Source organism: Streptomyces sp. KL116D, assembly GCF_030766975.1.
GTDB classification, from domain to species: domain Bacteria; phylum Actinomycetota; class Actinomycetes; order Streptomycetales; family Streptomycetaceae; genus Streptomyces; species Streptomyces longispororuber_A.
This window is the reverse complement of record NZ_JASERH010000026.1, coordinates 58,170-79,160: the sequence shown is the minus strand read 5'-3', so window position 1 is coordinate 79,160 and position 20,991 is coordinate 58,170. Positions and strand designations below refer to the sequence as shown.

Genomic DNA, 20,991 nt, shown 5'->3' with positions numbered 1-20,991 from the left:
CAATCTAATCTTCCACAGGTAAGAGATGCAATGCTGTAGTGACCCTTACCTTGAGAGGTCTTGCGCGTGTTGCGTGAAGGCCTTCCCAAAGATCTTGGTCCGACTGGGGAAGTTTTTCTCCTGCACAGCCGGTGGACGGAAAAGCTGCAGGTCAGTGTGAGTGTGTGGAAATGCTTGAGGGCTTGTTCACAGGGCTGTCCACCGGGCCGTGCACAGGTTTTCCCCGGTTCTCCACAGCGAGAGGCCCGTCGTCCACAGTGCCTGTGGATAACCAGATTGGCTGACGGTGCCGGCACGCCTACCGTGGTGCGGCGCCCACCGTGTCCTCCGCCCTCGGAAACCTCACAAAACCGACGCGTCAGAACCGGAATCGGGCCCCCTGATTTGTCAGTGTCGTGCCGTAGGAAAGAGTGGCACGGCGAGGTCCGCTCGGCGGACGGGAGGAGGCGGCCCGGTGAGTATCTCCGAGCCCTTGGACGACCCTTGGGCCGACAGCGGTCCCGGTGACCGTCTGCCGTCCTCCCGCAAGCGGCGCGACGGTGGCCGGGGTCAGGGCGACCAGCACGAGCGAGGTCATGACGACGGCGGCTGGGACGACGGTCCGGCCACGTTCGAGCGCGTACCGCCGCAGGATCTGGATGCCGAGCAGTCCGTCCTCGGTGGCATGCTCCTGTCCAAGGACGCGATCGCGGACGTCGTCGAGGTCCTCAAGGGCGCCGACTTCTACAAGCCCGCGCACGAAACGATCTTTCAGGCGATCCTCGACGTCTACGCCAAGGGCGAGCCGGCCGACCCGATCACCATCGCCGCGGAGCTGACCAAGCGCGGCGAGATCAACAAGGTCGGCGGCGCATCGTATCTGCACACCCTCGTCCAGACGGTCCCCACCGCGGCGAACGCCGAGTACTACGCGGAGATCGTCCACGAGCGGGCGGTCCTGCGACGCCTCGTCGAGGCGGGCACGCGGATCACGCAGATGGGATACGCGGCAGACGACGACGTCGACGAGATCGTCAACAAGGCGCAGGCCGAGATCTACGCGGTCACCGAGCAGCGCACCAGCGAGGACTACCTCCCGCTCGGCGACATCATGGAGGGCGCGCTCGACGAGATCGAGGCGATCGGTTCCCGCAGCGGCGAGATGACGGGTGTGCCGACGGGCTTCACGGACTTCGACTCGCTGACGAACGGTCTGCACCCGGGCCAGATGATCGTCATCGCGGCCCGTCCCGCCATGGGTAAGTCCACGCTCGCGCTCGACTTCGCCCGCGCGGCTTCGATCAAGCACAACCTGCCCAGCGTCATCTTCTCCCTCGAAATGGGGCGCAACGAGATCGCGATGCGTCTGCTGTCGGCCGAGGCGCGCGTGGCTCTGCACCACATGCGGTCCGGCACGATGACGGACGAGGACTGGACGCGGCTCGCGCGCCGGATGCCCGAGGTCTCGGCCGCCCCCCTCTACATCGACGACTCGCCGAACCTGTCGATGATGGAGATCCGCGCGAAGTGCCGTCGCCTCAAGCAGCGCAACGACATCAAGCTCGTGATCATCGACTATCTGCAGCTGATGCAGGCCGGTGGTTCGAAGCGTTCCGAGAGCCGTCAGCAGGAGGTCTCGGACATGTCCCGAAACCTGAAGCTGCTCGCCAAGGAGCTCGAGGTCCCGGTGATCGCGCTCTCGCAGCTGAACCGTGGTCCCGAGCAGCGCACGGACAAGAAGCCGATGGTGTCCGACCTGCGTGAGTCCGGCTCCATCGAGCAGGACGCCGACATGGTCATCCTGCTGCACCGCGAGGACGCCTACGAGAAGGAGTCCCCGCGCGCGGGCGAGGCGGACATCATCGTCGGCAAGCACCGTAACGGCCCGACGGCCACGATCACGGTCGCCTTCCAGGGCCACTACTCGCGCTTCGTGGACATGGCGCAGACCTGATCGGGACGTCGCACGGAATGATCAGCCACCGGTGAAATCGGCTCGACGCGGGGCAACTCCCACGGTGGACTGAGCACATGACGACACCCCTGGAAGAGCTGTTGCCTGCCACGCGCCGGGCCCTCCTGCACCGCATCGCCGTCGCCCAGAGCGAGGGCCGCGCCCCGTCCCTCGTGGCGGCGGTCGCCCGGGACGGGAAGTTGGTCTGGACGGGGTCGCGGACCTCGGTCGACGGGCACGGGCCCGACGAGAACGTGCAGTACCGCATCGGCTCGATCACGAAGACGTTCACGGCCGTGCTGGTGCTGAGGCTGCGCGACGAAGGACTGCTCGACCTGGGCGACCCGCTGGAGAAGCACCTGCCCGGAACCGGTGCGGGGGAGGTCACCATCGCCGAACTCCTCGCGCACACCGGCGGGCTGGCCGCCGAGACCCCGGGCGAGTGGTGGGAGCGCAGTTCCGCGTCGCTGCGGCCGACCCTTGCCGACGTGCTGGGCGAGAAGCCCTTCCGGCACCCCGTGGGACGCCGTCACCACTACTCCAACCCCGGCTACACGCTCCTCGGTTCCCTGATCGAGAAGGTGCGCGGTGTCTCCTGGGAAGAGGCCCTGCGCGGCGAGATCCTCGAACCGCTCGGTCTGAGCCGTACCGGCCTTCAGCCGCAGATGCCGCACGCGGGTGGCTGGGCCGTGCACCCCTTCGCGGACGTGCTGCTGCCGGAGCCCAGCGAAGATCTCGGCCTGATGGCTCCGGCGGGCCAACTGTGGTCCACCACACGTGACTTGGCTGCCTTTGCCGCCTTCCTTTCCACGGGTGACGACCGCGTGCTGAGCACGGAGTCCGTGCGGGAGATGCGAACGCCGGCCGCGCCGACGCTGCCGGGCGACCGGGAGATGTCGTACGGGCTCGGGATGCAGATCGTGCACGGCGAAGGGCGCACCCTGGCCGGCCACACCGGATCGCTGCCCGGCTTCCTGGCGGGGCTGTGGCTGAGCGAGGAGGACGGGCTCGTGGCCGTCACCCTGGCCAACTGCACGTCGGGCGTTCCGGTGGCGACGGTCGCCGCCGAGCTGCTGAACATCGTCGCCGAGGCCGAGCCTCGCATCCCCGAGCCCTGGCGGCCGCTGCCCGAAGTGGACACGGCTGTCCTGGAGTTGGCGGGTCCTTGGTACTGGGGCACGCAGACCGTGGCCCTGCGGCTGGCGTCCGAGGGAGGCGTCGAGCTGGGTCCGGTGGCCGGTGGCGGGCGACGCTCCCGGTTCCGGGCGAACGGGGACGGGACCTGGACCGGGCTCGACGGCTACTACGCGGGGGAGCAGCTGCGGGCCGTACGCCGCCCCGACGGCTCGGTCAGCCATCTGGACCTCGGGTCGTTCATGTTCACGCGCGAGCCCTACGACAAGAATGCTCCGGTGCCCGGCGGGGTGGACCCCGAAGGATGGCGCGGGGTGCCGCAGTAGGCGTTCCCACGAACCCGTACGCGCATGTGGGGATGCCCGCGCAACGGCGTTCAACGTCCGGTCGGCCGTTTCACGTGAAACGGCCGACCGGACGGTTCCAGGTTCCACGTGAAACATCCCGGCGGGTCACTCCGCTGACGCAGAGGCGTCTCAGAGAGGCAGCTTGAACCCCACGTGCGAGGCCACGAAGCCGAGCCGCTCGTAGAACCGGTGCGCGTCGGTGCGAGTGGCGTCCGAGGTCAGTTGCACCAACTGGCAGTCCTGGCGCCGGGATTCTTCGACGGCCCACTCGATGAGCCGGGTCCCCAGGCCGCTGCCGCGTTCGTCGGCGTGGACACGGACCCCTTCGATGACCGAGCGGGTCGAGCCCATCCGGGAGAGTCCGGGGATGACGGTGAGCTGCAAGGTGCCCACGACCCGGCCCTCGCGCACGGCGACGACCAGGTGCTGGTTGGGGTCGGCCGCCAGGCGGGCGTGGGCGGCGAGGTACGGCGCGAGGTCGTCAGGGGACTCGCGCCGAGCGCCCAGTGGGTCGTCCGCCAGCATCGCGACGATCGCCGGAACGTCCTCGGCCGCGGCCGGCCTGATCTCAAGATCTCCCATGGGCGCAGCCTAAGCCGGGCGGCCGCCTGGGCACATCGCCCTACGCGGGGACGCGCAACCCTTCGACGGCCCTGACCAGCGGCGCGAGCTCGGGGTTCTCGGCGGCGGTGTCGAGGGCCTCGCGCAGCGCGGTCTCGTTCGTGGGCCGGGCTTCTTCGAGGAGTTTGAGGCCCGCCTCGGAGACGTTGGTGTAGATGCCGCGGCGATCGGTGGGGCACAGATAGCGCGCGAGCAGACCACGGTCCTCCAGGCGGGTCACCAGGCGGGTGGTGGCGCTCTGGCTGAGCACGACGGCGTCGGCGACCTGCTTCATCTGGAGGTGGCCGCCGTCCCCGTCGTGCTGGCGGCTCAGTACGTCGAGGAGGGAGTACTCGCGCACGCTCAGGTCGTGCTGGGCCTGCAGTGCGCGCTCGATGTGGGCCTCGATCCTGCCGTGCAGCAGGGAGAGGGCGCACCAGCCCTGGGAGAGGGCGGTGAGTGCGGGGTCTGTGGCGGTCATGGCTCGTGGATCCTCCGTCCCGGAGTGGCTGCACACCAGGGTAGTCGATACCTGTAAATTGCCCGCGCTTGCAATTAGCCAGCGTCTGCAATTATTGTGAGGTCTCGTAAAGCGCACCCGCAACAACCTGGGAAGGTGGACCCCCATGCCTCTCGCGCTTCTCGCCCTCGCGATCGGGGCCTTCGGGATCGGAACCACGGAATTCGTGATCATGGGACTCCTCCCAGAGGTCGCGGGTGACTTCGGCGTCTCCATCCCCACGGCCGGATTCCTGGTCACCGGCTACGCCCTCGGCGTCATGATCGGCGCACCGCTGATGACGGTCCTGGGCACCCGCATCTCGCGCAAGCGGATGCTGATGCTGCTGATGGGCCTCTTCATCGTCGGCAACCTGCTCTCCGCCGTTGCCCCGGTCTTCGCCGTCATGCTGATCGGCCGGGTGGTCGCCTCGCTCGCCCACGGCGCCTTCTTCGGCATCGGTTCGGTCGTCGCGGCGGAGCTGGTCGCCCCGGAGAAGAAGGCCGGTGCGATCGCCATGATGTTCACGGGCCTGACCGTGGCCAACGTCGTCGGTGTCCCCCTCGGCACCCTGATCGGCCAGTCCGCGGGCTGGCGCGTCACCTTCACGGTCGTCGCCGCGCTCGGCGTCCTCGGCCTCGCCGGCATCGCGAAGCTCGTGCCCGACCTGCCCAAGCCCGAGGGCGTGCAGCTGCGCCACGAACTGGCCGCCTTCAAGAACGTGCAGGTCCTGCTCGCCATGGCGATGACGGTGCTCGGCTTCGGCGGCGTCTTCGCGGCCATCACCTACATCGCACCGATGATGACCCACATCGCCGGCTACGCGGACGGCTCGGTCACCTGGCTGCTCGTCCTCTTCGGGCTCGGCATGGTCGGCGGCAACCTCGTCGGCGGCAAGTTCGCCGACCGGGCCCTGATGCCCATGCTGTACGTCTCGCTGGGCGCCCTGGCGATCGTGCTGGCCCTGTTCACGGTCACCGCGCACGACAAGGTCCTGGCCGCGATCACCATCGCCCTGATCGGTGCGCTCGGCTTCGCCACCGTGCCGCCGCTGCAGAAGCGCGTCCTGGACCAGGCGTCCGGCGCCCCGACGCTCGCCTCGGCCGTCAACATCGGCGCCTTCAACCTCGGCAACGCCCTCTCCGCCTGGCTCGGCGGCATGGTGATCGCCGCGGGCCTCGGCTACACCGCCCCGAACTGGGTCGGCGCCGCGCTCGCCGCGGGAGCCCTCGTCCTGGCCGTCCTGTCGGCCGCCCTGGAGCGCCGCTCGCCCGCCCCGAGCCTCGTCGCGGCCGGAGCTGCGGGAGCCGCTGGAGCGGCTGGACGGCAGCACGCCGAACCGGTCCGCTACTGACCGAACCCCACCCCCGGGGCCGACGACGTCCCCGCCTCACCGGAACGACCAGCACCACCCCGCAAGGAGCACCCCTCATGAGCACCACCGTCGCCGCCCCGCTGACCACCCAGGACGCCGAGACGCTCGTCTCCGCCGCTCGCAGGGCCGCCGAGGCGGCCGGGGTCACCGTCAGCGTCACCGTCCTCGACGCGGGCGGCCACCTCCTCGCCTTCCGCCGTGACGACCGCGCGGTCCTCATCTCGGGCGAGACCAGCACCCGCAAGGCGTACACCGCCCTTCAGCTCAACGCCCCGACCGCCGACCTCGTCGACCTGGTGAAGCCCGACGGGCCCTTCCACAGCCTGCCGACCGCCCTCGACCGGCCGCTGCTGTTCATCGCCGGTGGTCTCCCGATCCACCGCGAGGGGCGCCTGATCGGTGCCATCGGTGTCGGCGGCGGCGCCCCCGAGCAGGACCACGGCTTCGCCGGCGAGGCCCTCGACGCGCTCGTCTGAGGCACCGGCACCCACGACTCCGCCCCCGAGCGGCCGCAGTTCAGCGGCGCTCGGGGGCGGAGTCGTCGTGGGGAGCGGGTCGGCGGTCAGCCGGCCGCGACTGTCAGCGGGGCGAAGCGGCGGGTCCAGTCGCCGGGCAGGTCCGGTGCGCCGTGGTTCATCACCGCGTTCATGGCGATGCCTTCCAGGCCGCGCTCCTTGATCCAGGTGAGCAGCTCTTCATGGCGTACGTCGATGTCGGTGCGCAGCGGCCGGTCCGTGTGCGCCGCGAGCGAGGCGACGAGGGCCTTGGCCGTCTCGGTGTCGCGGGCCACCAGTGGTCCGACGACATGGGTGTCCATGTTGGGCCAGGCGGCCGCGTAGCCGATGAGTTGGCCGCCGTCCTCGGCCACCCGCAGCTGGTCCGCGAAGGCGGGCAGCCGCGTGATGATGTGCGTGCGGTCGGGACCGAACACCTCGGCGTCCAGACGGAGGATCGCCGTGAGGTCCTCCGCCGTGGCCGGCCGCGTGGTGACGTCCGGGAGGGGGCCGCCCGGTGTGAAGCGGCCCCGCACCATCTCGGCCCTGCCGGTCACCTTGAAGCCCAGCTCCTCGTAGAGCGGCCGCCCGTACGGCGTCGCGTGCAGCGTCAGCGGAGTCGTGCCCGCCCGCTCGACGACCGCGTGCATCAGACGCCGTCCGACGCCCTTGCGGGCATGCCGTTCGGCGACCAGCACCATGCCGATCGCGGCGAGTTCCGGCCGCTCCCGTGGCCCGTACTCGGTCACCACGCAGCAGCCGACGAGCCCGCCGTCGGGGTCGTCGATGCCGTAGCCGGTACCGGCGGCGAGCAGGAGGCCCCACTTGTGCTCCTCGCGGGGCCAGCCCCGGTCCTCGGAGAGGTCCGCGCACGCGAGGACGTCGCGTCGGGTGAGACGGCGGATGGGAAGGTCGGAGAGGGAAGGTGTCGACACGCAGGTCAGGCTGTCGGACTCGGCCCCGTGGCGTCCACCGCTTTGCGTGCAGTGACCCGGTGCTTTCGGCCACGTCGGGTCAGTCCCCACGGCTTGAGCACCGAGATCGCGGTCATGAAGGCGTACGAGGTCAGCGAGACGATCGGGCCCGCCAGCAGATCGGTGGGGCGGGTCAACCGGCCGCCGTCCGCCAGCGTCGCCACGGCGTCGTTGACGCCCGGCCGCAACGCGAAGATCGATGCCGCCGTCGTCGCGAGCGTCAGCCAGAACTTGACGTAGACCCATCGGTGCCGAGCGAGACCCCACCGCGTGCCCAGTGAGAGCACCAGACCGCTCAGCAGGGTCAGCAGGGCGAGTGGAAGCACCAGCCAGTCCGCGAAGAGCTTCATGGAGCGGGCCGACGCCTCCACGGCGGGTCCGGCCCCGGTGGCCGTCGCCGTGACGGCCAGCGCGAGCAGCCCGAGCGAGACGCCGAGCCAGGAGGCCGAGGCGGCGACGTGGACAACGAGGAGTGCCCGTCGAGGGCGGCGCTGAAGTTTCACGTGAAACACGGTGCCGGGAACGGCGTCCGCGGGCGTCTGACGGCGGGAGTAACCCCGGGTACTAGCCTCGGCGTACATGACCCGACCGAGACTGCATCTCTTCGACATGGACGGGACGTTGCTGCCCGGCACCACGGCCCCCGTGCAGATATCGCGGCAGCTGGGCCTGGAGGCCGAGACCGTCGCGCTGGACGCCGAGATCGGAGCGCAGCGCATCGGCCCGCCGGAGTACGCGCACCGCATCCACGCCCTGTGGGCGCGCCTGACGGCGGATCACGTCACGACCGCGTTCGAGGGAGCGCCCTGGCTCGGTGGGATCCGGGAGACGTGGGCGGAGATCCGTGACCGCGGTGACTACTGCGCGGTCGTCTCCCTCTCCCCGTCCTTCTTCGTCGAGCGGCTCACGGCGTGGGGCGCGCACGCGGCGTACGGATCACGCTTCCCCGCCGTGCCGTTCGCCGAGCCCGTCGACCCGGCCGGAGTGCTCAGCGCCGCGGCCAAGGTGAAGATCGCGGACCGGCTCTGTGAAGAGTTCGGGGTGGCCAGAGAGGACTGCGTCGCGTACGGAGACTCGCTGTCCGACGTGGAGCTCTTCGGCGTCGTGCCCATATCGGTCGCGGTCAATGCGGATCGGCATGTAGCGGGACTTGCCACCCACTCCTATGTGGGGCGTGATCTGCGGGAAGCCTACGAATTGGTGCGGCGCGACCGGTAATTGAGCGAATTTCGGAGAAGGGGGACGGCCGCTTAATCGCTGGTTAAGGCGGCAGGGGCTTGTGCCCCTCCTGGCTGCCGGTATGGTCGACTCCGGTTCGTGTCCGGGATCGTGCGAAGACAACGGGGAAGTCCGTGGACCGCACGCAGCCCGACGCAGCCTAGCCGGACGGGGAGATCGAAGACCCGCACTTTCCGCTTTGCGTTCTGTGCAATGGCACCGGGTGGCATGCTGCGGTGAGGGGACTGCGGGCAATGTCACACTCTTGCCTTACTTGTCCGTAGCAATCCGGGATACGGGTTCAATGTGGCCGCATTGGCCGTCCGAAGTGAGTGGGAGCAGGAGACAGCACACGGGGGAATACCAGCTTCCGATCACGCGCGAGCAGGAAAAGCGCGCGGAAGTACAGAGACCGACCGAAAGATGTTCGAGGCGAGGCTGAGGATGGACGCTCCGACCACTACGTCGGCCGATTCCGGTTCGGACGAAGGGGGCGGCTGGTTCATGCCGCGCACCACGTCGGCCCCGGATCCGACCACCAGCGGTGCAGGTCATGAGGGTGCGGACGGCCGCCGGGTCACTCCCATACGCCCTGTCGGCCGCCCCGCACCGGCACCGGTCCCCGCAGCGGACGCCCGGGAAGAGGGCCGAATACCGCAGCCCCGCTCCTACGAGGAGCCACCCGCCGCATCAGGGCGCGCCTGGACCCAGTACCCCGCCCTCGCCACCGGCCCCGTGGCCGCCCCCCGCCCGCCCCGGCCTCCCCGGCCGACCGGTTCCCCGGACGCGATCCTGGTTCGCCGCACCATGGAGGAAGTCGGCCCCGTCGCCGACAAGGTCACCTCGTACTTCTACGCGCTGCTCTTCGTGCGCCACCCCGAGCTGCGCCAGCTCTTCCCCGCCGCGATGGACACCCAGCGCGACCGGCTCCTGCGGGCGCTGCTGACCGCGGCCGAGCACATCGACAACGAGGACGTGCTGGTCGCGTACCTGAAGAACCTCGGGCGCGGCCACCGCAAGTACGGCACCCAGGCCGAGCACTACCCGGCCGTCGGCGAGTGCCTCATCGCGGCGCTCACCCGGTACGCCACGACCACGTGGGACGCGGAGACCGAGGCCGCCTGGGTCCGCACGTACACGACGATCTCGCAGGTGATGATCGACGCGGCGGCCGTGGACGAGCTGACGGCCCCCGCCTGGTGGATGGCCGAGGTCGTCTCGCACGATCTGCGCACCCCTGACATCGCTGTCGTCACCGTCCGGCCCGACCAGCCCTATCCCTTTCTCGCCGGGCAGTACACGACGCTGGAGACGCCGTGGTGGCCGCGGATCTGGCGCCACTACTCGTTCGCGTCGGCGGCCCGGTCCGACGGGCTGCTCTCGTTCCACGTGAAGGCGGTCTCCGCGGGCTGGGTCTCCAACGCCCTGGTGCACCGCGCGCGCCCCGGAGACGTCCTGCGACTCGGCCCGCCCGCCGGCTCCATGACGGTGGACCACAACAGCGACAGCGGCCTCCTCTGCCTGGGCGGCGGCACCGGCATCGCCCCCATCAAGGCACTCGTCGAGGACGTCGCCGAGCACGGCGAGCGGCGCCCGGTCGAGGTGTTCTACGGCGCCCGCACCGATCACGACCTGTACGACATCGACACGATGCTGAGACTCCAGCAGAGCCACCCCTGGCTCTCGGTCCGGCCGGTCATCGACCAGCGGGCCCATCTCCATCTGCCGGACGCGGTACGGGAGTACGGCCCCTGGAACGAGTACGACGCCTATCTCTCGGGGCCGCCCGGAATGATCCGCAGCGGGGTCGACGCGCTACGGGCCGTCGGCATCCCCGGCAACCGCATCCGGCACGACTCGGTGGAGGAACTCGTCGGGGCCGGCGGCTGATCCGCGCACGAACCGGGCGCGCATCGCGTACGCGCATCGCCTGCGCGCCGCACGACGTCCGGGCGGGGAGGGCTCAGCCCAGATCGGGTGCGTGCATCGCCCGCACGCCCTCGATGTTGCCGTCCAGATAGTGCCGCAGCGACAGCGGCACCAGATGGACCGAGGCGATGCCGACGCGGGTGAACGGCACCCGTACGATCTCGTACTCGCCGCACGGCTCGTCGATCTCGGGGCCGTGCCGCTGGTCGAGGTCCATCGACTCCAGACGGCAGACGAAGAAGTGCTGGACCTTCACGCCGGTCGCGCCACCGTCCTCACCGATGTGCTCGACGGTGTCCACGAAGCAGGGCACCACATCGACGATCTTGGCGCCCAGTTCTTCGTGCACTTCACGGTGGAGGGCGTCCACGACGGTCGTGTCCTCCGGCTCGACGCCGCCACCGGGCGTCAGCCAGTACGGATCGATGCCGGGCTTGGTCCGCTTGATCAGGATCAGGTCGTCGCCGTCGAGCAGGACGGCGCGTGCGGTGCGCTTGACCACGGGTCGGACGGTCATGGGAGAAATGTGGCCCGGCTGGTTCCACGTGAAACATTCCGCACCGACGACGCTCCCCCTCATGACCAGTCGACAGCAGCGCGCAGCAGCCACTCGTGCGCCCGCGCGATGTGCGGCAGGGAGAGTGTGCCGGTGCGTACGACCAAGAAGTACGTGCGCAGCGGAGGCACGGGCGGGTCGAGCAGGGCCACGATCTCCCCGCGGTCCAGGGCCGCAGCGCACAGATAGCGCGGCAGTACGGCCAGCCCCGCCCCCGCGATCACACAGGACAGCACCGCGCGTAGATCCGGCACGACGACCGTGCCCGAGACCGCGGGCCGGGAGTCGAAGACCGCGGTCCAGTACCGGGCCACCAGCGGCAGCGACTCATGGACCTCGACCACCGGGAACTTCTCCAGCGAGGGCGCCGCGTCGCGGTGCAGCTTCCCCGAGCCGATGCGGGCGGCCCAGCGCGGAGCGGCGACCAGGACGTGCTCCTCGTCGCAGAGCGGAGTCGCCGTGAGCAGGACGCCCCTCGGACGGGCCGTGGCGATGGCGAGATCATGATGTCCGGCGGCGAGGCCCTCCAGCGACTCCTCCGCCGTGCCGAACGACGCGCGCAGGGCGATGCTCTGGCCGTCGTAGCGGGTCAGTGCCGTGAGCGCGGGCAGGGCGCGTTCCGCGGTGAACTCCGGGGGGCCCGAGAGGTGCAGGGTGCGGACGGCCGATTCCTCGTCGAGGCCGACCTCGGTGATCTCCACGAGGGCGTCGAGATGCGGGGCGGCCTTGTGTGCCAGCTCGTCGCCGATGGTCGTGGGGGTCACGCCGCGCGCCTGGCGCAGAAACAGCGGGCGGCCCAACTGCCGCTCCAGTGTGCGGATCTGGGACGTCACGGCCGGCTGCGACAGACCGAGCAGGGCGGCGGCACGCGTGAACGAACCGGCCCGATGCACCGTCACGAAGGTGCGCAGCAGGGCGATATCCATGGCGACGCCCCTCCCTCCCGGTTCCGGGTCGGGCCCAACTATAAATATGTCGATAGGTCTCTGTCGCTACCGTGATTGGACACTGACACAGAGTCAACTAGCCTTGTTTGCGCGGTTCTTCGCGCGCAGAACCGGGACGGTCCGAGCCACGAGGGGGGAGGCTCGGACCGTCCGTTCTCCGTAGCCCGGTACTAGACACTGGATGAGATCGACTCATCCAGCGCCCGCAGGACGTCCGCCACCAGGTCCTCGGGGTCCTCGGCGCCGGCCGAGAAGCGGATGAAGCCGGCCGAGACCGCGTCCCCGCCCCAGCGTTCGCGCCGCTCGGCGGTCGACCGGACGCCACCGAAACTCGTCGCGTCGTCCACCAGCGAGAGGGCTTCGAGGAATCGTTCGGCACGCTCCTGCGACGGCAGTTCGAAGGAGACGACGCAGCCGAAGCGCCGCATCTGACGCGCGGCGACGGCGTGCGCCGGATCGTCGGGAAGCCCCGGGTAGCGCAGGCCCGTGACGCGCCCGCGCAGGGCGGCCTCGGCCACCGCCAGGGCATTGGCGTCCTGCCGGTCGGCCCGCAGCGCCAGCGTGGCCAGCGAGCGGTGGGCGAGCCAGGCCTCCATCGGCCCGGGGATCGCCCCGACGATCTTGCGCCAGCGCCGCACCGCGGTCATCGCCCCGGCGTCCGCGCAGCTGACGTAGCCGAGCAGGATGTCCCCGTGCCCGGTGAGCTGCTTGGTGCCGCTGGCCACCGAGAAGTCGGCGCCGAGCTCCAGCGGGCGCTGCCCGAGCGGTGTCGCGAGGGTGTTGTCGACGGCGACCAGCGCTCCCCGCGCGTGGGCGGCCTCCGTGAGCCGGCGGATGTCGCACACGTCGAGCCCGGGATTGGACGGCGACTCGATCCACAGCAGCCGCGCCCCGTCGAGGACGTCGAGCTGGGCGTCGCCCCCGGTCGGCGCCGTGCGCACCTCGATGCCGTACGCGGTGAGCTGGTCGCGGACGAGCGGGAAGACCTGGTAGCCGTCGGACGGCAGCACCACCGCGTCGCCCGCGCGCAGCTGCGAGAAGAGGACCGCGGAGATCGCCGCCATGCCGGAGGCGAAGGCCAGCGTCTGCACGCCGGACCGCCCCGGCGCCTCCAACTCGCCGATGGCACGCTCGAGATGGGTCCACGTCGGGTTCTCGTCGCGCCCGTACGTGTAGGGCCCTGCCACATCGCCGGGCAGATGGAAGTGTGCGGCGAACACCGGCCCGGGCAGGGTCGGCTCGTTCCTGACCGGCTCGGGCAGACCCGCCCGGACCGCCCGTGTGCCGTCCCCCGCCCGCTTGGGCGACGCGTCCGTCATGCGGCCCGCCCTTCCACCGCCGCGCGCACGGCGTCGAGCAGCCCACCGCTCGCCGCCTCGACCATCCGCAGACACTCCTCGAAGCCCTCCGTGTCGCCGTAGTACGGGTCGGGCACGTCCAGGTCGCCGTCGGCGGCAGCGGGGTCGTAGGAGCGCAGCAGACGGATCTTGTCCGCGTCCTCGGGCAGCGCCGCCATCCGGCGCAGCGTCCGCTGGTGGCCGGCGTCGAGGGCGATGACCAGATCGAGGCGGGAGAACCAGTCGCGACGGAACTGGCGGGCCGTGTGGTCGGAGGTGTATCCGCCCTCGTCGAGGACGTGGACGGTGCGCGGGTCGGCGCCGTCGCCCTCGTGCCAGCCGTCCGTGCCCGCGCTGTCGACCTCGACGAGGCCGGAGAGACCGGCCTCCTCGACGCGGGCCCGGAAGACGTGCTCGGCCATGGGCGAACGGCAGATGTTGCCGGTGCAGACGAAGCAGACGCGGAAGGTCATCGGAGGGGCTCCCGTCCCGGTCTCAGTCCTCGTCGGGCAGGACGACGTTCAGCGCCCACGAGACGATCGAGATGATCAGGCCGCCGAGCACCGCGGTCCAGAAGCCGTCGACGTGGAAGCTCAGGTCCAGCTTGTCGGCCAGCCACGAGGTCAGCAGCAGCATCAGGGCGTTCACGATCAGCGTGATCAGACCCAGCGTGAGGATGAAGAGCGGGAAGGTGAGGACCTTCACGATCGGCTTCACGATGAAGTTGACCAGGCCGAAGATCAGCGCGACCAGGATCAGCGTGCCGATCTTCTTGCCCGTGCTGTCGCCGGTCAGCGTGATCTTGTCGAGCACCCAGACCGCGACGGCCAGGGCCCCCGCGTTGGCGATCGTCTTGACTACGAAATTCTTCATGTGTCTGATCGTGGCAGACGTGACGGATGTTGAACGTGGACAGGGGCGGGCGAGCGGCGATGAAGGCATTCCGGCTGGACGAGCTTGAGGCGGAGCGGGCCGCCAACGACGGTGCGTATCTGCAGTTCCTGCGCGAGCGGAACATGTCGGTCGGCCTCTACGCGCTGAACGCGGGGGAGCACGATCCGCAGCAGCCGCACCAGCAGGACGAGGTCTATCTCGTGGTGAGCGGCCGTGCGTCGATCACGGTCGGCATGGAGACCACCCAGGTCGGCCGCGGCAGCGTGGTGTACGTGCCGGCCGGTGTCGCCCACAAGTTCCACCACATCAGCGAGGATCTGAGGGTCATGGTCGTCTTCTCCCCGCCCGAGGGCTGACACCGGACCCCGGGGTTCCCTAAGGGTCGGGTCAGGGGAGGACAAGGGATCGGCGGGCCCCATTCGGGTCCGCCGCGTGCCAGCATCGAGTGCAGGACGTCAGAAGAGTCCCGACCGGGACTCTCGTCAACGAAGGAGCGATGGCAGTGCGGGAGATATTCGCGGGCATGCCGTGGTGGGTGAAGTGGGTCGCGGTGCCGGTCATCGCTCTGGTCGTGTTCGGCGGGCTGATCGCCAGCGTCGTCGGCTTCGTGATCGGCCTGCTCTTCAAGATCCTGGTGTTCGCCGCACTCGTGGGCGGGCTCATCTATGTCGTACGGAAGTTCATGACGGGATCGTCCTCGCGCAGCGACTGGTGAGCGGCGGGGTGAACACACGTGCGGGCTCTGGTCGCCGCGTCGTGCGAAGGTTCGCACGACCGGGGGAAGTTTCCCTTCCGGGCCCGCACAAAGCGGTGGCCAAGGGTTAAAGTCCGGAATCCGACGGCTTCACCCCCGTGAGCCCCGGGTATGCGGGGGACCCCATGCGCATCGGGAGTGAACCTTGGCCACGGCTGATCCCGCACCCGCCAGCCCCCAGACGCTCATCGGCTCGGTCCAGCGAGCGATGCGGCTCCTCGAGGCGGTCGCGTCGCACGTCGACGGGGCCCCCGCCAAGCAGCTCGCCCGGGAGGCCGGGCTCGCCCTCCCCACGGCGTACCACCTACTGCGCACGCTCGCCCACGAGGGATACCTCCGCAAGGAGAACGGCGTCTTCGTGTTCGGCGACGCAACCGAGCGGTTGAGCAGTGGCGGAGCGCAGCAGAAACGTCGCGGCATGATCACCGACGCGCTGCGGCACTGGCGCGACACCATCGGCGTCCCGATCTACTTCGCGGTCTACCGCGACGGCGAGATCGAGATCGTGGCGGTCGCCGACACTCCGGCCAATCCGGCCGTCGAGGAATGGGCCGACTTCCGCGAGACCGGCCATGCGCACGCCATCGGCCAGTGCCTGCTCTCCCAGCTCGACGAGGAGGCCCGGCTGGCCCATCTCGAGCGCTATCCCTCCCGGTCCATCACGCCCTACACGGTGCGTGACGATCGCTCACTCCTGCGCAAGCTGAGATCCGTGGGACGGATGGAGCCCATCATCGAGCGGCAGGAGTACGCACTCGGCACGGCCTGCGCCGCCTTCCCGCTCACGATCGGGTCGACCGCGGCGACCTTGGCCATTTCGCTCCCCACCCACCAGGCCGAGAAACTGCTTCCCGCCGCACGTCAGTTGCAGCAGGAGATCGGGAAGCTCGTAGGGACACTCGCCTTCTCTATCAGCATCTGAAAACTCACTCCTTGTGATCCTCCGTGTACGTTGAGCAAGATGCCAGCAGTGTCAGGAAGGTCATTCCTGGCCAATCGACGGCAAGTTGACGGGGTAGGCGATGCGCGAGTCGGTACAAGCAGTTCAGGCAGAGGTCATGATGAGCTTCCTCGTCTCCGAGGAACTCTCCTTCCGCATTCCGGTGGAGCTCCGGTACGAGTCCACCGATCCGTACGCCGTGCGGCTGACCTTCCATCTTCCCGGAGACGCGCCCGTGACCTGGGCGTTCGGCCGGGAGCTCCTCGTGGACGGGGTCAACGGGGCGGCAGGCGACGGCGACGTACGAGTCTCTCCCGTGGAGCTCGCGGGGGGTGGCGGCACCGGTGAGATGCCGGGCGAGGTGCACATCCGGCTCCAGGTCGGAAACGATCAGGCGCTGTTCCGGGCCGGAGTGGCCCCGATCATCGCCTTCCTCGACCGTACGGACAAGCTGGTCCCGCTGGGTCAGGAGCAGGCCCTCGCGGACTTCGAGGCCGATCTCGACCAGGCACTGGACCGGATCCTGGCCGAGGAGCAGAGCGCGGGCTGACCCGCCGTCGGACGGTACGACAAGAGGCGTAACGCTTCAGCAGCGCGGTGCACCCGAGCAGTTCCGCGCACTCAGCGCTTACGCCGTCGGCCTCTGCCCGTACGCACCGGAGCGGCCTGTACGGGCCCGTGGGACCCCGGGCGGTCGGCGGAGACCACCAGGGCGGCCAACGCGGTCGTCACCGGCACGGAGGCCACCAGGCCGATCGAGCCGACCAGCGTGCGCACGATCTCCTCGGCCACCAGCTCGCTGTTGGCCACGTCGAGCACGCCGCTCTGCGCGATCGAGAAGAGCAGCAGCAGCGGCAGCGCCGCGCCCGCGTACGCGAGCACCAGGGTGTTGACGACGGACGCGATGTGGTCGCGGCCGATCCTGATGCCCGCCCGGTACAGACCGCGCCAGCCCATCGTCGGGTTGGCCTCGTGCAGCTCCCACACCGCCGACGTCTGCGTGACCGTCACGTCGTCGAGCACCCCGAGGGAGCCGATGATGACGCCCGCGAGCAGCAGACCGCTCATGTCGATGTCGGGGTACAGACCGTGGATCAGGCCGGTACTGTCGTCGGTGTTGCCCGTCAGCGCGGCCCAGCCGATGAACAACGAGCCCAACAGGCCGATCAGCAACAGCGATACGAGCGTGCCGAGCACCGCGACGGAGGTTCTGGCCGACAGGCCGTGGCACATGTAGAGCGCGATCAGCATGATGGCGCTCGCTCCGACGACCGCCACCACCAGAGGATTCGACCCCTGGAGGATCGCGGGCAGGATGAAGAACGTCAGGACGAGGAAGCTGACCGCGAGCGCGACCAGCGCCATGAGGCCCCTCAGCCGGCCCACCACGACCACGGCCAGGGCGAAGATCCCGGCCAGCAGCGCCATGGGAATCTTGCGGTTCACATCGGTGACGGAGTACTGCAGGTTCTCCGGGGCGTCGGGTGCATAGGCGACGATCACCTTCTGGCCCTCGTGCAACTGCCGTGGTGAGTCCGGCTGCACGATCTCCGTGAACGTACGGCCCTTGTCCTTGCCGGTGTCGATGCGGATCGTCGCGTTCTCGCAGGTGCCGCTGGGCTGGTCCGTGCCGGCCGAGCCCTCGGCCGTGGTGGGGTCGCCGGCCTGGTTGCCTCCCGAGGCGTGCACGGACTTGCAGTCGACCTTCTCGACCTTCGTGACCGTGGCCTGCTGCGTCTGGCGGTCGAAGCCGACTCCGGTGCGTTCGTGCGCCGGTGCGCCGCCCGGCCACAGCACCGCGAGCCCCACGACGACCGCGACGGAGAAGGGGATCAGGATCGCGGCGATGACCTTGCGCAGATGCTGCGAGACGGGCGCCGCCGGTCCGTGGCTGTGGGAGTGCCCATGGGGAGGATGGGACGGCGGAGGAGGGGGCTGCTGCGTCGTGGTCACCGCCCGATCATCGCAAGAACGGCAGGGGCCCTCTGTTCAACGCGTCCGACATGACGCTAGCGTGGAGGCACCTTTGCACACGCGGGAGCTCGGAGCACCGGGCTGAGAGGGCGCTGACCTTCGTACCGAAGCGTGTTTCACGTGAAACGACGTGGAACATCCTGGGACGGACTTCGCTGCGTCGACCGCCGAACCTGTTACCGGGTAATGCCGGCGTAGGGAGTAGGTCTCATGACCACAACGGACGCACGCACGCCTGCCTCCACCCAGGGCGAGAGCTCTGCTGACGAGGCCGGGAAGTCCATCGGCTGGCACAAGGGGTACATCGAGGGTTCACGCCCCGACCTCCATGTGCCGGTCCGTCAGGTGCATCTCACCAACGGGCAGTCGGTCACGCTGTACGACACCTCCGGCCCGTACACCGATCCGACCGTCGACACCGATGTCCGCAGGGGCCTCGCGCCGCTGCGGGAGAACTGGATCATCGGCCGCGGCGACACCGAGGAGTACGCGGGACGCCCCGTCCGGCCCGAGGACGACGGCATCAAGCACACGTCGCCGCGCGGCGGTCTGCGCAACCTCGACGCGGTCTTCCCCGGCCGTCCGCGCCAGCCGCGCCGCGGCCGGGACGGGCAGGCCGTGACCCAACTCGCCTACGCACGCCGGGGCGAGATCACCCCGGAGATGGAGTACGTGGCCATCCGGGAGAACGTCGAGCCCGAGGTCGTGCGCGACGAGATCGCGGCCGGCCGCGCGGTGCTGCCCGCCAACGTGAACCACCCGGAGATCGAGCCGATGATCATCGGCAAGCGGTTCCTGGTGAAGGTCAACGCCAACATCGGCAACTCCGCGGTCACCTCGTCCATCGAGGAGGAGGTGGAGAAGATGACGTGGGCGACCCGCTGGGGCGCCGACACCGTCATGGACCTCTCCACCGGCCGCAACATCCACACCACCCGCGAGTGGGTACTGCGCAACTCCCCCGTGCCGATCGGCACCGTGCCGCTCTACCAGGCCCTCGAAAAGGTCGACGGCAAGGCCGAGGAGCTGACCTGGGAGATCTACAAGGACACGGTCATCGAGCAGGCCGAGCAGGGCGTGGACTACATGACGGTCCACGCCGGCGTCCGCCTCCCGTACGTCCCGCTGACCGCCAACCGCAAGACCGGCATCGTCTCGCGCGGCGGCTCGATCATGGCCGCCTGGTGCCTCGCGCACCACAAGGAGAGCTTCCTCTACGAGAACTTCGAGGAGCTCTGCGAGATCCTCGCCGCGTACGACGTCACGTACTCCCTCGGCGACGGCCTGCGTCCCGGCTCCATCGCGGACGCCAACGACGAGGCCCAGTTCGCGGAGCTGCGCACGCTCGGCGAGCTCAACTCCATCGCCAAGCGGCACAACGTGCAGACGATGATCGAGGGCCCGGGCCACGTGCCCATGCACAAGATCAAGGAGAACATCGACCTCCAGCAGGAGATCTGCGAGGAGGCGCCGTTCTACACGCTCGGCCCGCTGACCACCGACGTCGCCCCGGCGTACGACCACATCACCTCCGGGATCGGTGCCGCGATGATCGCCTGGTGGGGCACGGCGATGCTCTGCTACGTCACGCCCAAGGAGCACCTGGGTCTGCCCAACCGCGACGACGTGAAGACCGGTGTCATCACGTACAAGATCGCGGCGCACGCGGCGGACCTCGCCAAGGGCCACCCCGGTGCGCAGGACTGGGACGACGCGCTCTCCGACGCCCGCTTCGAGTTCCGCTGGGAGGACCAGTTCAATCTGGCCCTCGACCCGGACACGGCACGGGAGTTCCACGACGAGACGCTGCCGGCCGAGCCCGCGAAGACCGCGCACTTCTGCTCGATGTGCGGTCCGAAGTTCTGCTCGATGAAGATCTCGCAGGACATCCGCCGCGCGCACGGCACCACGCAGGCGGAGGTCGAGGCGGGCATGGAACAGAAGTCGAAGGAGTTCGCCGACGCGGGCAACCGCGTCTATCTGCCGATCGCCGACTGAGCACGGCGACGAAAGCACAACGGCATGACTGAGGGCTCGGGGCCCGCGCAGTTCGCCCCGAGCCGATGTCACGGCCCCGTGCCCCGCCGGAGGTCAGTCCGGCTGGTGCTCGGGGCCGCCGAAGTCCGGACTGGAGAAGTCCGGGCTGGAGTAGCCGGCGCGCTGCCCGGTGGCGGTGCCGCCGCCGTCCGGGCTGGAGAACCCCGGCCGGTTGTAGCCGAGTTGGGGCATGCGGCTGGTGGAGCCGCCGCGGCTGCCGCCGAGCGAAGCGCCGCCGCCCGTCGGGGGGTCCGCGAGGGCCTCCCGCAGGAACGGCAGGATGCCACGCTCCAGAAGCGCTTTGCCCCAGGCTTCCCGGGCCCGCGCCACCTCCTCGCTCGACTCCCCGTGCGCGCCCGCCTGGAGTGACGTCGCCCCGTTGCGCAGGGCCGTCAGCAGCAGGCAGACGGCCGCGACGAGGATGCCCGCCGCGGTGAGGGCGCCGAATATCCAGCCGGCCGCGAGGAGCGTGTCGGCGAAGTCGGGTGCCGGGTTGAGCATCTTCAGGATGTAGCCGACCAGCAGGAAGATCGCGGCTGCGGTCCCGGCGAGAACCGGGGCGAGCACGACGGCGACCGCGGCGACGCCGGGTCCCGTGGTCTCCGCGACCAGACCGATGGTGGTGTTTCCGGACTCGGTGGCGGTGCCTCCTTCGCGTAGCGGACGGACGGGCCGCGGCGAGGTGCGCAGTTCCTCGCGGACCTTGACGAAATGCTGGTACTCGGTGGCGGCCGCCGTGCTGATCAGTGCGGCGGCGTTCAACGCCATGGTGCGCAGCTGTTCGGGGTTGAGCCGCTGGCCCACTGCGGCGAGATCAGGCCGGTTCGGTGCGGTACGCAGCGCCTCATCGAGGATCCGCTCGAACTCGGGGCGGTCCTCGTTCAGCAAATGCGGAGCGCTGTTCATGTGCATCCCCCGATGCTCCGTAGGGCTTGGTGGCCCGCATGGTTACGAGCCGTCGGGCAGAAACGGAGGGGAGCCTGCTACGGATAAGCCGATGGTAGAGCTGTCACGGCACACGGTGACAGGGGGTTTCCGGAAATTGGCCC

At 69.6% G+C, this 20,991-nt stretch carries 22 protein-coding genes and 1 riboswitch; of the genes, 11 read left to right on the top strand and 11 right to left on the bottom strand.

Annotated elements, in window-relative coordinates; translation table 11 throughout:
- The first annotated feature begins 454 nt into the window (after positions 1-454).
- A complete protein-coding gene (gene dnaB / locus RBJ77_RS08220; protein ID WP_255970670.1) occupies positions 455-1,933 on the top strand; it encodes a replicative DNA helicase in 1,479 nt (492 codons plus the stop codon).
- A 77-nt stretch (positions 1,934-2,010) separates the two neighbouring features.
- Positions 2,011-3,393 (top strand): serine hydrolase domain-containing protein, encoded by a 1,383-nt coding sequence (locus RBJ77_RS08215; protein WP_372344330.1) that lies wholly within the window; start codon positions 2,011-2,013, stop codon positions 3,391-3,393.
- Between the two features lie 150 nt (positions 3,394-3,543).
- Here the strand turns inward: RBJ77_RS08215 and RBJ77_RS08210 are convergent, their stop codons facing one another.
- Positions 3,544-3,996 (bottom strand): N-acetyltransferase family protein, encoded by a 453-nt coding sequence (locus tag RBJ77_RS08210; RefSeq protein WP_372344329.1) that lies wholly within the window; start codon positions 3,994-3,996, stop codon positions 3,544-3,546.
- A gap of 40 nt (positions 3,997-4,036) precedes the next feature.
- Positions 4,037-4,495, bottom strand: coding sequence for a MarR family winged helix-turn-helix transcriptional regulator (locus RBJ77_RS08205; RefSeq protein WP_255970676.1), 459 nt, complete (start codon positions 4,493-4,495; stop codon positions 4,037-4,039).
- A 145-nt stretch (positions 4,496-4,640) separates the two neighbouring features.
- Here RBJ77_RS08205 and RBJ77_RS08200 point away from each other — a divergent pair, with 145 nt between their 5' ends.
- Together RBJ77_RS08200 and RBJ77_RS08195 are read left to right on the top strand one after the other, a co-directional pair.
- A complete protein-coding gene (locus RBJ77_RS08200; protein ID WP_372344328.1) occupies positions 4,641-5,867 on the top strand; it encodes an MFS transporter in 1,227 nt (408 codons plus the stop codon).
- Positions 5,868-5,944: 77 nt separating this feature from the next.
- Positions 5,945-6,364: a heme-binding protein gene (locus tag RBJ77_RS08195; RefSeq protein WP_372344327.1), complete on the top strand. Its 420-nt coding sequence runs from the start codon at positions 5,945-5,947 to the stop codon at positions 6,362-6,364.
- A gap of 86 nt (positions 6,365-6,450) precedes the next feature.
- Here the strand turns inward: RBJ77_RS08195 and RBJ77_RS08190 are convergent, their stop codons facing one another.
- Positions 6,451-7,317 (bottom strand): GNAT family N-acetyltransferase, encoded by an 867-nt coding sequence (locus RBJ77_RS08190; RefSeq protein WP_372344326.1) that lies wholly within the window; start codon positions 7,315-7,317, stop codon positions 6,451-6,453.
- A gap of 5 nt (positions 7,318-7,322) precedes the next feature.
- On the bottom strand, positions 7,323-7,859 hold the full coding sequence (locus tag RBJ77_RS08185) for a DUF2269 domain-containing protein (RefSeq protein WP_372344325.1): 537 nt from the start codon (positions 7,857-7,859) through the stop codon (positions 7,323-7,325).
- Positions 7,860-7,935: 76 nt separating this feature from the next.
- Between RBJ77_RS08185 and RBJ77_RS08180 the strand changes: the two genes are divergently transcribed.
- Positions 7,936-8,574, top strand: coding sequence for an HAD family hydrolase (locus RBJ77_RS08180; RefSeq protein WP_372344324.1), 639 nt, complete (start codon positions 7,936-7,938; stop codon positions 8,572-8,574).
- A gap of 444 nt (positions 8,575-9,018) precedes the next feature.
- Positions 9,019-10,464: a globin domain-containing protein gene (locus RBJ77_RS08175; RefSeq protein WP_372344323.1), complete on the top strand. Its 1,446-nt coding sequence runs from the start codon at positions 9,019-9,021 to the stop codon at positions 10,462-10,464.
- Between the two features lie 73 nt (positions 10,465-10,537).
- Here the strand turns inward: RBJ77_RS08175 and RBJ77_RS08170 are convergent, their stop codons facing one another.
- The 5 genes from RBJ77_RS08170 to RBJ77_RS08150 all read right to left on the bottom strand — a co-directional run bounded on the left by RBJ77_RS08170 (position 10,538) and on the right by RBJ77_RS08150 (position 14,216).
- Positions 10,538-11,020 (bottom strand): NUDIX domain-containing protein, encoded by a 483-nt coding sequence (locus RBJ77_RS08170; RefSeq protein ID WP_255970689.1) that lies wholly within the window; start codon positions 11,018-11,020, stop codon positions 10,538-10,540.
- A 59-nt stretch (positions 11,021-11,079) separates the two neighbouring features.
- Complete coding sequence (locus tag RBJ77_RS08165) at positions 11,080-11,985, bottom strand: LysR family transcriptional regulator (protein WP_372344322.1); 906 nt, start codon at positions 11,983-11,985, stop codon at positions 11,080-11,082.
- Positions 11,986-12,176: 191 nt separating this feature from the next.
- Positions 12,177-13,325, bottom strand: coding sequence for a cystathionine gamma-lyase (locus tag RBJ77_RS08160; RefSeq protein ID WP_372344321.1), 1,149 nt, complete (start codon positions 13,323-13,325; stop codon positions 12,177-12,179).
- Positions 13,322-13,816, bottom strand: a complete 495-nt coding sequence (locus tag RBJ77_RS08155) for a low molecular weight protein-tyrosine-phosphatase (protein ID WP_372344320.1) — start codon at positions 13,814-13,816, stop codon at positions 13,322-13,324. Before RBJ77_RS08155 ends, RBJ77_RS08160 begins: the two co-directional genes overlap by 4 nt.
- A gap of 22 nt (positions 13,817-13,838) precedes the next feature.
- A complete protein-coding gene (locus RBJ77_RS08150) occupies positions 13,839-14,216 on the bottom strand; it encodes a phage holin family protein (RefSeq protein ID WP_255970698.1) in 378 nt (125 codons plus the stop codon).
- Positions 14,217-14,275: 59 nt separating this feature from the next.
- On the opposite strand from RBJ77_RS08150, the gene RBJ77_RS08145 reads away from it, so the two are divergent.
- The 4 genes from RBJ77_RS08145 (at position 14,276) to RBJ77_RS08130 (ending at position 16,481) form a co-directional block, all read left to right on the top strand.
- Positions 14,276-14,593: a cupin domain-containing protein gene (locus RBJ77_RS08145; protein ID WP_188337929.1), complete on the top strand. Its 318-nt coding sequence runs from the start codon at positions 14,276-14,278 to the stop codon at positions 14,591-14,593.
- A 146-nt stretch (positions 14,594-14,739) separates the two neighbouring features.
- On the top strand, positions 14,740-14,952 hold the full coding sequence (locus RBJ77_RS08140) for a DUF5326 family protein (protein ID WP_255970702.1): 213 nt from the start codon (positions 14,740-14,742) through the stop codon (positions 14,950-14,952).
- A 226-nt stretch (positions 14,953-15,178) separates the two neighbouring features.
- Positions 15,179-15,913 carry an IclR family transcriptional regulator gene (locus tag RBJ77_RS08135; RefSeq protein ID WP_372344391.1) on the top strand — a complete coding sequence of 245 codons (735 nt, stop codon included), beginning with the start codon at positions 15,179-15,181 and terminating at the stop codon, positions 15,911-15,913.
- Between the two features lie 100 nt (positions 15,914-16,013).
- Positions 16,014-16,481, top strand: coding sequence for an SsgA family sporulation/cell division regulator (locus RBJ77_RS08130; RefSeq protein WP_372344319.1), 468 nt, complete (start codon positions 16,014-16,016; stop codon positions 16,479-16,481).
- A 71-nt stretch (positions 16,482-16,552) separates the two neighbouring features.
- Here RBJ77_RS08130 and RBJ77_RS08125 read toward each other — a convergent pair whose 3' ends face one another.
- On the bottom strand, positions 16,553-17,884 hold the full coding sequence (locus RBJ77_RS08125) for a YibE/F family protein (RefSeq protein ID WP_372344318.1): 1,332 nt from the start codon (positions 17,882-17,884) through the stop codon (positions 16,553-16,555).
- Positions 17,885-17,955: 71 nt separating this feature from the next.
- A riboswitch (TPP riboswitch) is annotated at positions 17,956-18,123 on the top strand.
- On the opposite strand from RBJ77_RS08125, the gene thiC reads away from it, so the two are divergent.
- The gene (thiC, locus tag RBJ77_RS08120) at positions 18,116-19,903 is read left to right on the top strand and encodes a phosphomethylpyrimidine synthase ThiC (protein ID WP_372344317.1); all 1,788 of its coding nucleotides are present in this window, start codon (positions 18,116-18,118) and stop codon (positions 19,901-19,903) included. It overlaps the preceding riboswitch by 8 nt.
- 93 nt (positions 19,904-19,996) lie before the next feature.
- Here the strand turns inward: thiC and RBJ77_RS08115 are convergent, their stop codons facing one another.
- Complete coding sequence (locus tag RBJ77_RS08115) at positions 19,997-20,854, bottom strand: hypothetical protein (RefSeq protein ID WP_372344316.1); 858 nt, start codon at positions 20,852-20,854, stop codon at positions 19,997-19,999.
- Positions 20,855-20,991: the final 137 nt, after the last annotated feature.

Coding starts and splice junctions, on each gene's coding strand:
- RBJ77_RS08150 (WP_255970698.1), bottom strand. CDS start 14,216: ATGAAGAATTTCGTAGTCAAGACGATCGCCAACGCGGGGGCCCTGGCC.
- RBJ77_RS08210 (WP_372344329.1), bottom strand. CDS start 3,996: ATGGGAGATCTTGAGATCAGGCCGGCCGCGGCCGAGGACGTTCCGGCG.
- RBJ77_RS08115 (WP_372344316.1), bottom strand. CDS start 20,854: ATGCACATGAACAGCGCTCCGCATTTGCTGAACGAGGACCGCCCCGAG.
- RBJ77_RS08145 (WP_188337929.1), top strand. CDS start 14,276: ATGAAGGCATTCCGGCTGGACGAGCTTGAGGCGGAGCGGGCCGCCAAC.
- RBJ77_RS08175 (WP_372344323.1), top strand. CDS start 9,019: ATGGACGCTCCGACCACTACGTCGGCCGATTCCGGTTCGGACGAAGGG.
- RBJ77_RS08130 (WP_372344319.1), top strand. CDS start 16,014: ATGCGCGAGTCGGTACAAGCAGTTCAGGCAGAGGTCATGATGAGCTTC.
- RBJ77_RS08200 (WP_372344328.1), top strand. CDS start 4,641: ATGCCTCTCGCGCTTCTCGCCCTCGCGATCGGGGCCTTCGGGATCGGA.
- RBJ77_RS08180 (WP_372344324.1), top strand. CDS start 7,936: ATGACCCGACCGAGACTGCATCTCTTCGACATGGACGGGACGTTGCTG.
- RBJ77_RS08170 (WP_255970689.1), bottom strand. CDS start 11,020: ATGACCGTCCGACCCGTGGTCAAGCGCACCGCACGCGCCGTCCTGCTC.
- thiC (WP_372344317.1), top strand. CDS start 18,116: ATGACCACAACGGACGCACGCACGCCTGCCTCCACCCAGGGCGAGAGC.
- RBJ77_RS08195 (WP_372344327.1), top strand. CDS start 5,945: ATGAGCACCACCGTCGCCGCCCCGCTGACCACCCAGGACGCCGAGACG.
- RBJ77_RS08215 (WP_372344330.1), top strand. CDS start 2,011: ATGACGACACCCCTGGAAGAGCTGTTGCCTGCCACGCGCCGGGCCCTC.
- RBJ77_RS08155 (WP_372344320.1), bottom strand. CDS start 13,816: ATGACCTTCCGCGTCTGCTTCGTCTGCACCGGCAACATCTGCCGTTCG.
- RBJ77_RS08205 (WP_255970676.1), bottom strand. CDS start 4,495: ATGACCGCCACAGACCCCGCACTCACCGCCCTCTCCCAGGGCTGGTGC.
- RBJ77_RS08165 (WP_372344322.1), bottom strand. CDS start 11,985: ATGGATATCGCCCTGCTGCGCACCTTCGTGACGGTGCATCGGGCCGGT.
- RBJ77_RS08160 (WP_372344321.1), bottom strand. CDS start 13,325: ATGACGGACGCGTCGCCCAAGCGGGCGGGGGACGGCACACGGGCGGTC.